Origin of the sequence: Corallococcus sp. CA047B, from assembly GCF_003612065.1 — a bacterium.
Taxonomy (GTDB): Bacteria; Myxococcota; Myxococcia; order Myxococcales; family Myxococcaceae; genus Corallococcus; species Corallococcus praedator.
Genome location: NZ_RAWD01000069.1, coordinates 24,400 through 32,373 on the forward strand (window position 1 = coordinate 24,400; position 7,974 = coordinate 32,373).

General features: G+C 68.7%; 5 protein-coding genes. All 5 read left to right on the forward strand.

Annotated features, from left to right (window positions below; all coding sequences use genetic code 11):
• Window positions 1-23 precede the first annotated feature (23 nt).
• Window positions 24-2,030 carry a hypothetical protein gene (locus D7X74_RS13780; protein WP_120533408.1) on the forward strand — a complete coding sequence of 669 codons (2,007 nt, stop codon included), beginning with the start codon at window positions 24-26 and terminating at the stop codon, window positions 2,028-2,030.
• A gap of 446 nt (window positions 2,031-2,476) precedes the next feature.
• On the forward strand, window positions 2,477-4,588 hold the full coding sequence (locus D7X74_RS13785) for a hypothetical protein (RefSeq protein WP_120533409.1): 2,112 nt from the start codon (window positions 2,477-2,479) through the stop codon (window positions 4,586-4,588).
• 95 nt (window positions 4,589-4,683) lie between these two features.
• Window positions 4,684-5,778, forward strand: a complete 1,095-nt coding sequence (locus D7X74_RS13790) for a Hint domain-containing protein (protein ID WP_120533410.1) — start codon at window positions 4,684-4,686, stop codon at window positions 5,776-5,778.
• Window positions 5,779-5,829: 51 nt separating this feature from the next.
• Window positions 5,830-6,948 (forward strand): Hint domain-containing protein, encoded by a 1,119-nt coding sequence (locus tag D7X74_RS13795; protein ID WP_120533411.1) that lies wholly within the window; start codon window positions 5,830-5,832, stop codon window positions 6,946-6,948.
• A gap of 99 nt (window positions 6,949-7,047) precedes the next feature.
• Entirely contained in the window at window positions 7,048-7,836 is a 789-nt protein-coding gene (locus D7X74_RS13800; protein ID WP_120533412.1) for a hypothetical protein, read from the forward strand.
• The last annotated feature ends 138 nt before the right edge of the window (window positions 7,837-7,974 follow it).

Here is a 7,974-nt window from a genome sequence, read left to right on the forward strand (position 1 = left end):
GAGTTGGAGAGGGAACCGTACGCATGGGCTTGCTCGCAGGTGGGGTGTTGTTCGTCCTGGTCGCGGCTTCTGGCGCGCCCTCGGACCCTTCCACCGAAGCACTGTGCGGCCTCACCGCGCTCCACGCCGCCGAGCTTGCCCATTTCGGGGAGAAGGACCGCTACGCCCTCCAGCCCGCGACCGTCGGCTTCCTTCCCATCCCTTGCGCGGATGGCACCCGGCCTTCCGCACCGGACTCCCAATCGGTCGGCGGCTGCCGGTTCCTCTTCACCGTCCTGGAAGCGGGCAGCGGCGACCCGGACGCCCCCCTGGAACTCGAAGCCCGTGGCATGACGCCCGACACGCAGGACCTTCGCTTTCGCATGAAAGGCCGCAACGGCTTCGTCACCCGCGCTGCCTCCAACGCGCGCGTGGCTCCCGCCGACTGTGAAGCCTGGGTGCGAGAAGCCGACCCGCTCCACCGGTATCACGCGCTCGTGATGCGGTACGAATGCAGGGGCGGCCCCTACGCGCCTGAGCACCCGTGCGCCGAGGCCCTCACCGGGCTCGCGAACCTCGCCCGTGAAGGCGTGGGCGTCGCGCGGATGGAATACGCCGCGCACCCCACCGCGCGCGAGCTGTATCCCTTGAGCCCACCCACGCCGCTCATGCATCTGTGTGGCGTCGCGGACACGCCCCAACAACGCCGCCAGGTCGCGGACACGCTCGCGCGGCAGGGACGCCTGCTGGATGCGGTCCTTTCTCCGGATTGCCGTAGCGAAGGACTGCGCGCGGGCCTTCCAAGACTGCTGCGCGACGGCGCCTGCCCGGGCCCCCGATGTCTGGAGTTGATGACCCTGGCCCGGCGCGCCCAGGTGGCCGAACGGCTCACCGTCCTCGAAAGCCGTGCGTCGCCCCTGGCGTGGTGGCTGTGGAATCAGCCCGCGGCGGTGCAGCGAGACTTCCTGTCGCAAGCCGCGGAGCTCTCCTCCGAACGGACCGACGCGCTGTTGCAGCTACGCGAAGGCCGCTCACCCGGCCTCCATGTCCTGACGACGCCCCCCCTCACCCGACTCGAGACCGCCTGGCTCGACCGGGCCCTCCTGGAGCACCGCGCCCTGTCCCTCTTCGTGGACCTGCTGGGCGAACTCCAGCGGCGCGCCCCCGCCAGTGACGCGGCGTTCCGGGCCTGGACCGCGACCGTTCCCTGCCACCAGCTCGACGACGCCTACGCCCTGTCCCTGTCCACCGAGCGGCTGCGCGCCATCGCGCGGACCCAGCCCCGTTGCACGGAGACCACGGTGCAGGTCCTGTCCCGCTACCTCGCGAAGCTGCCCCCGGCTGACGTCATCGACGTGCTGAAGCAACTGACCCCGGCGCAGCTCCGCACGCTGCACTTGAACCTGGATCTCGCCGACCCCGCGCGGGCCGAGGCCCTGTTCGACTGGGTGATGGAACGCGAACCCAACCTGCTGGACGGACTCACCGCCACGCCAGGGGTTGTGGCGAAGCTGCTCGCCCCCGCCCATGCGGACCGCCTGGGTGGACGCGAGGCAGTCCTCGACCTGCTCCTGGGACTCAAGCCCGTGCCCGGCATCAGGGTGCTCCCGGAGGCCCTCAAGGTCGCGGCCCAGGCAGCCCTCCAGGGCGCGCCCCTGCCGGCTCACGTGGGAGCCATCGCCAGCGACCGCCGCCTCTCCCTCGCTGAAAAGCAGACGCTCCTGGCCCACGTGCTGCGCTCCCCGGATCCACGCGTCCAGGCAGCGGCCGCGGGGGGCCTCGCGACAGAACCGGACGCGGTCATCCCCGCGACGGCGGCCCGGGCCTGCGTGGCGGAGGTCCAGACCTCACGCGAATGCAGGGCCTCCCGTGCGGAAGTCCTGGCACCGAGTCCGCGAGAGCCGTACGGCCCGCGCGATGAGAAGCGCAGCGAAGACTGCCCCCTCGCCTGCGCGGGCGTGGAGCTCGACGACGACCGCATGAAGCGCCTCATCGAATCCGCCGCAGAGGCGCCACCGCCTCGGCTCGACGTGCCAGCGTTCCCCCGATGAGGCCCGCGCGCCGGGACGCGGACGAACAGGGCCGTGACGTGCTTGTGGCCTGTCTGCCTTTTGCGGGCGGCTCCGCGAGAGTTGTAGAGCACATCAATCACAGACTCGCCCCGCACGTCCGCGTGCGGCACGGCTGACGCATCCGGACGCGACGCCGAACCTTCCCAGGCGGATTCTGCACTGCGGATTCATCTGATACGGCCCGTCAGGATTCCATCCAGGACAGACCGTTCCTCAAACACAATCGTGTCTCGGCAATCCAGTGGAATTCCGCCGGATCCGCTGAACCAGCAAAAACTGCCTGAGCCACATAAAACGCTTTGCATGCCAAGTATTAGGCTGGGTTTGACTTTCACTTATAGTGCGACAATAGTTATTCCCCGAGTCAACAACAGGCATCGCCTGTTTTGACGGCACCCGTCCAACGCGGCGGAAGGAATCCCCACATGCTGAAGGACTCTCTCAAGGCCGCGCTCGCGGCTGGAGCCGTGTTGTGCGCGGGCTGTCAGGCCGAGGGGCCGGACGAAGCCTCCGTGGATCCGCGGGATCCCATCTCCGACCGTGGCGGCATGGGCGTCACGAACCGGGGCCAGGAGCAGGGGCTGGGCTCGGTGCTGCCCCAGACGGTGGATGCCCGCAAGTCGGTGGTGCTGACCGAGACGGCCATCCTGACCAACTTCACCCTGTCCAACGTCCTCAACCAGCTCGCCGCGCAGAACGGCGGCACGGGCCTGAACTCCACCCAACTGTTCCGTCAGCTCTGGGACACGCAGAACCCCGCCACCGGGCAGGCGGACCTCCAGCCGAGCGCGCACTGCAACGACAGCGGCAACCTGCTCAACGGCTTCCCCAATGGATGCCGCACCTCCGAGGGCGCGCAGGCGGTCCCCACCAGCATCACCAACATCAACTCCTACTCCGCCATCGGCATCTACAACCGCTTCGACCTGGCGCCCACGTCCGGTGCGGACTGTGGTGAGTACCGCGTCGTCTTTGGCAAGACAGGTGGAGGCGGAGGCCGCAACTTCATCATCTTCGAGGCCGCCCTCCCCAACCCCCGTCCGGACCTGGGCATCGACGGCTGTCGTCCCGTCCAGTCCTTCTGGCGCGACCTGAGCACCAAGACCCTGGCCGCCCGCGCCACCGCCGTGCGCGACTTCTATTTCACCGGCCTGCCCGGCTTCTCTCCGGTCATCCACATCAACAACTACGGCTTCAACCCGGCGGGCATCGGTCAGGTGCGCGTCAACATGTTCATTGGCGGGCCGTGGATGCTGAAGGAGTTCAAGATCCAGCGGCAGTGCCCGGCCGGCGTGTGCACCCTGAAGTTCGCCCCGGTGACGGTGAAGGCCAACCCGGCGGGACGGCTCTTCAATCCCGCCTCCGCGCACGCGCTGGCGCCCAGCTTCCGCGCGCACTTCATCACCCAGGTGGAGGAGCTGGCGGTCAACAACGTCAACACCTTCAACTACAGCGTCCCGGACAACTTCAACGCCGCCCAGAGCGACGCGCAGTCCTTCGGCACCGAGGACGACTACTCCACCCAGTTCGGCAGCGGCGCCAGCACCTTCCGCAACGACATCCAGACGGAGCTCACCCGGCTGGGCAGCCCGCTCACGCCCAACCAGATTGTCGCCCGCGCCCAGGCGCTCTCCTGCGGCGGCTGCCATGACCGCAGCAACAGCGCCCCCATGGGCGGCGGCATCACCTTCCCGAACTCCGCGTCCTTCGTGCACAGCTCGGAGAGCACGCAGACGGGGCCGGAAGGCACCCGCTTCGTCGTGTCCAACGCCCTGGCCAACACCTTCATCCCCTTCCGCAAGCAGGTGATGGAGGACTTCCTCAACGCGGACCACCCGCTCACCCCCGTCTCCCGGTTCGACATCTCCGGCTCCGCCACGGATGGCCGCTTCGGTTACTGGGTGGAGCGCCGCGCCGCCGGCGTCGTGATGAAGGCCTCGCTCGACAGCGGCGGGGAGAGCGTCCTCGCCTTCAACCGCCCGGACCCCATCGCCGTCGCCACGGATGGCGTCAGCGTCTTCTGGACGGAGGCCAGCGGCGCCATCCTCAAGGTGTCCGTCAACGGCGGCGCGGTGTCCACGCTCGCCACCGGCCTCACGGGCCTGGGCGGCATCGCCACCGACGGCACCAGCCTGTTCATCACCCAGGGCGGCTCCCTCCTGTCCTTGCCCGTGGCGGGCGGCGCCACCACCGCCCTCGCCACCAGCCGCGTCGGTCTCACGGGCCGCCTCACCGTGGATGGCGCCAACCTCTTCTGGCAGGAGGGCAACGACGTGCAGCGCATGCCCAAGGGCGGCGGCGCCGTCAGCCTGTTCACCACGCGGCCCGGCATCACCGGCCTGGCCAGCGACGGCGTGCGCCTCTGGGTGGCCGAGGACCTGAACCCCGGCAACGTCCTGGCCTTCCCCCTGGCGGGCGGCGCCCCGGTGGCCACGTTCGCCGCCGCCTTCAACATCAACAGCATCTCCGCGGGCGGCGGTCACGTCGTCTGGACGGAGAACCGCAACCCCGGCGTCGTCATGGCGAAGGTGAAGTAGCCCGCCCACGACGCGTCACCGGCCCCCCTGAAGAAGGGGGGCCTTCCCTTCCCAGCCAGGCTGTCCCTCTCAATCGCTCACGCGACGGGTCCCACATGCGCAAGCCGTCCCTCCCCACCTTCCTGAAGGTCGCGGTCCTCACCCTCCTGCCCGCCGCCGCGGTCGCCGAGCCGATGCAGGAATGGCGTTGCAGCGTCGACAGCCTCACGCCGGAGCAGGCCCAGGCGCGCATCGAGTGGGCCCGCAAGTGCGGCCTCACCCAGAACCTCAACCCGGCGGGCCCGAACTCGTGGTTCCTGTCGGGCAAGGCCTTCGACACGAACTTCGACTGGGCCAAGGAGTACAAGGAGTTCAACACCAACCGCGCGTGGACGGGGAACCTCAACCAGTACAACGTCAACTACTACCACGCGTTTTCGAAGTACGACAACTCGCCCATGTACACGGTGTCCGCGGAGACGAGCGGCCCCACGGCGAACTACTTCAAGTGGTCGCACACCAGCAGCCGCCCCCGCACGCTCTACCCCTCCTTCGAGAACAGCCCGGTGGCCGGCAGCGGCACGCAGCTCTTTCCCCACCCCACGCTGAACAACTGCAACCTGTACTCGGACGCGACGGGCACCACCGTCTGGAATACCAACTTCTACGTCATCGCCTACTGCGAGTCGTCCTGCTACGCGCCGGACCAGAAGGTGCTGTTCAGCGACGGTGAGACGAACCTCCTCCAGGCGATGCAGCAGGGCCGCGAGGACGTCATCACCCTGGGCGCCAACGCCACGTTGGACGACCTCCAGCTCACCCAGGGCAAGGTGTACAGCTACACCTCCGAGACGCGCGACAGCGAGCACCTGCTCTACCACCTGCGCACCGCGTCCGGCGGCGAGCTGAAGGTCACCAACGAGCACCCCGTCGTCACCCGCGAGGGCCGGCTGGTGCAGGCCCAGACGCTCAAGGTCGGCGACGAGCTGTTGCGTCACGATGGCACCCCGGACGCCATCGTCTCCGTGGAGAAGAGCACCCACTTCGGCAAGGTCTACAACCTCAAGCCGGAGTCGCGCGAGCAGGTCTCCAACATCCTCGTCGCCCAGGGCTTCCTCGTCGGCTCCGCCCGCTTCCAGAACGACGACATCGAATACATGAACCGCGTCCTGCTGTACCGCGGCGTCCCCGAGGACGTGCTGCCGCAGTAGTGCCCTGGTGCGCTGTCTGGCCGTGTCCCCGTACCCCAAGGAGCAAGCAGGATGACCTCACCCATCTCACGTCCCCTCGCCGCGCTGGCGGCGCTGTCTCTCTTCCCGCTGGCGGCGCAAGCCGAACCCCTGCAGGAGTGGCGCTGCAGCACCGACAGCCTCACCCCGGCGCAGGCGAACATCCGCATCGAGCGGGCCCGCAAGTGCGGCCTCCTCCGCAACGTCCTCAACCCCGACGCGTGGTTCCTGTCCTCGCGCGCGTTCGACGCGAGCTTCCAGTTCGCCAAGGACTACAAGGAGGTCAACACCGCGGTGAACCCGCTGGGTGACAAGTCCTTCTCCGGAAGCTCGTTCCAGTGGAACGTCAACTTCTACCACGCGTGGGGCACCTTCGACGCGACGCCCCTCTACACCGTGGCGCAGGAGACCACCGGAGCGACGGCCAACTACTTCAAGTGGTCCCACACGGCCACCCGGCCCCGGCCGCTGTACCCCACCTTCGAGAACAACGCCTCCGTGGGCACGGGCACGCAACTGTTCCCCCACCCCACCAACCCCGACGACTGCCGCCTCTACACCAACCCGGCGGGCACCGGGGCGCCGGTGGCCAACAGCAGCAGCTTCTTCGTGGTCGCCTACTGCGAGTCGTCCTGCTTCACGCCGGATCAGCGCGTGCTGTTCAGCGACGGCGACGCGAACATCCTGGAGGCCATGAAGCAGGGCCGCGAGGACATCGTCACGCTGGGCCCCGACTCCACGCTGGACGCCCCGCAGCTCACGCAGGGCAAGGTGTACAGCTACACCTCCGAGACGCGCGACAGCGAGCACATCATCTTCAACGTGCGCACCGCGTCCGGCGGCGAGCTGCGGGTCACCAACGAGCACCCCGTGCTCAACCGCGAGGGCCGGCTGGTGCAGGCCCAGACGCTCAAGGTCGGTGACGAGCTGCTGCGGGCGGATGGCACCCCGGACGCCATCGTCTCCGTGGAGAAGGGCACCCACTCCGGCAAGGTCTACAACCTCAAGCCGGAGTCTCGCGACCAGGTCTCCAACATCCTCGTCGCCCAGGGCTTCCTCGTCGGCTCCGCCCGCTTCCAGAACGACGACGTCGAGTACATGAACCGCATCATCCTGTACCGCGGCATCCCCGCCGACGCGCTGCCGCAGTAGTCCCGCGGCAGCCCGCCATCCCGTCACAGCGAAGTCCGCCCGGGGGCCCGTCGTGGGCCCCGGGCCCGTTCATTCCGTCAGTCCTCGGAGGGGAGCACCATGAAGCGCAGCCGCACTTGGGTCGTCCTGGGATTCGCCCTGCTGGTGGGCCTGGGAGGTGCCTGGCTCTGGATGGAGCAGCAGTCCTCCGACACCGCGTCGCCCGTGGCCACCGCGCAACCCCAGACACCGGCCGCGCTGGCCGTGGCGCCCGCCGTCGCGGCCGCCAGCGTGAAGGCCCCTCCTTCGCTCCAGGTGCCGGAGGCGCCGCTGCCCCCCGGCACCGAGCGGCCCCCGCTGATGCCCAAGGAGCTGATTGCCCAGGTGCTGGAGGACAACAAACCCCTGGGCCTGTTCATGCACTACCACAAGCACGTGCTGCTGGATGAGCAGGGCCGCGACGCGTACCGCAAGCTGCTCTCCGGCCCGGACATGATGAAGACCCTGGCCGACGGCCTGAAGGACCCGGGTCGCGGCGAGGTGGAGCCCCGGGAGCAGTACGAGCGGCTGATGGAGGTGGACTACTTCAAGGCCGCGCTCGCGTGGAAGGACAACCCCCAGCGCGAACAACTGCTCGCGCACGCGGAGGACATCATCCTCCAGCAGAACATCTTCGGCGGTCAGGACACCGAGCGCCGCTACATGCTCGCGGGCGGGAAGATGGAGATGTACCGCCTGCTGGCCGAACAGGACATGCAGCGGGCGCTCGCGCTGGGCGAGCGCGCCCGGGGCACCAACATGGAGCAGCTCACCGCGTGGATGGCGACGGAGGAGCAGCGCCGCCGCACCCAGGAAGAGCAGATCCGCCTGGAGATGCAGGCCCAGGCCCGCAACTCCGCCGCGCCTTGATGCCCCGTCCCAACCGCACGCGTCTTCCAGCGCATGGATTCCCCATGCCTCGCACAAACAACAGGTGGTGGTCAGTGTCGCAACACAGAGAGAGCCGGGGCGCGCGCAAGGGGCTGGGGCTGGTGCTGGCCGTGGGGG

Coding starts and splice junctions, on each gene's coding strand:
- D7X74_RS13790 (WP_120533410.1), top strand. CDS start 4,684: ATGCGCAAGCCGTCCCTCCCCACCTTCCTGAAGGTCGCGGTCCTCACC.
- D7X74_RS13780 (WP_120533408.1), top strand. CDS start 24: ATGGGCTTGCTCGCAGGTGGGGTGTTGTTCGTCCTGGTCGCGGCTTCT.
- D7X74_RS13785 (WP_120533409.1), top strand. CDS start 2,477: ATGCTGAAGGACTCTCTCAAGGCCGCGCTCGCGGCTGGAGCCGTGTTG.
- D7X74_RS13800 (WP_120533412.1), top strand. CDS start 7,048: ATGAAGCGCAGCCGCACTTGGGTCGTCCTGGGATTCGCCCTGCTGGTG.
- D7X74_RS13795 (WP_120533411.1), top strand. CDS start 5,830: ATGACCTCACCCATCTCACGTCCCCTCGCCGCGCTGGCGGCGCTGTCT.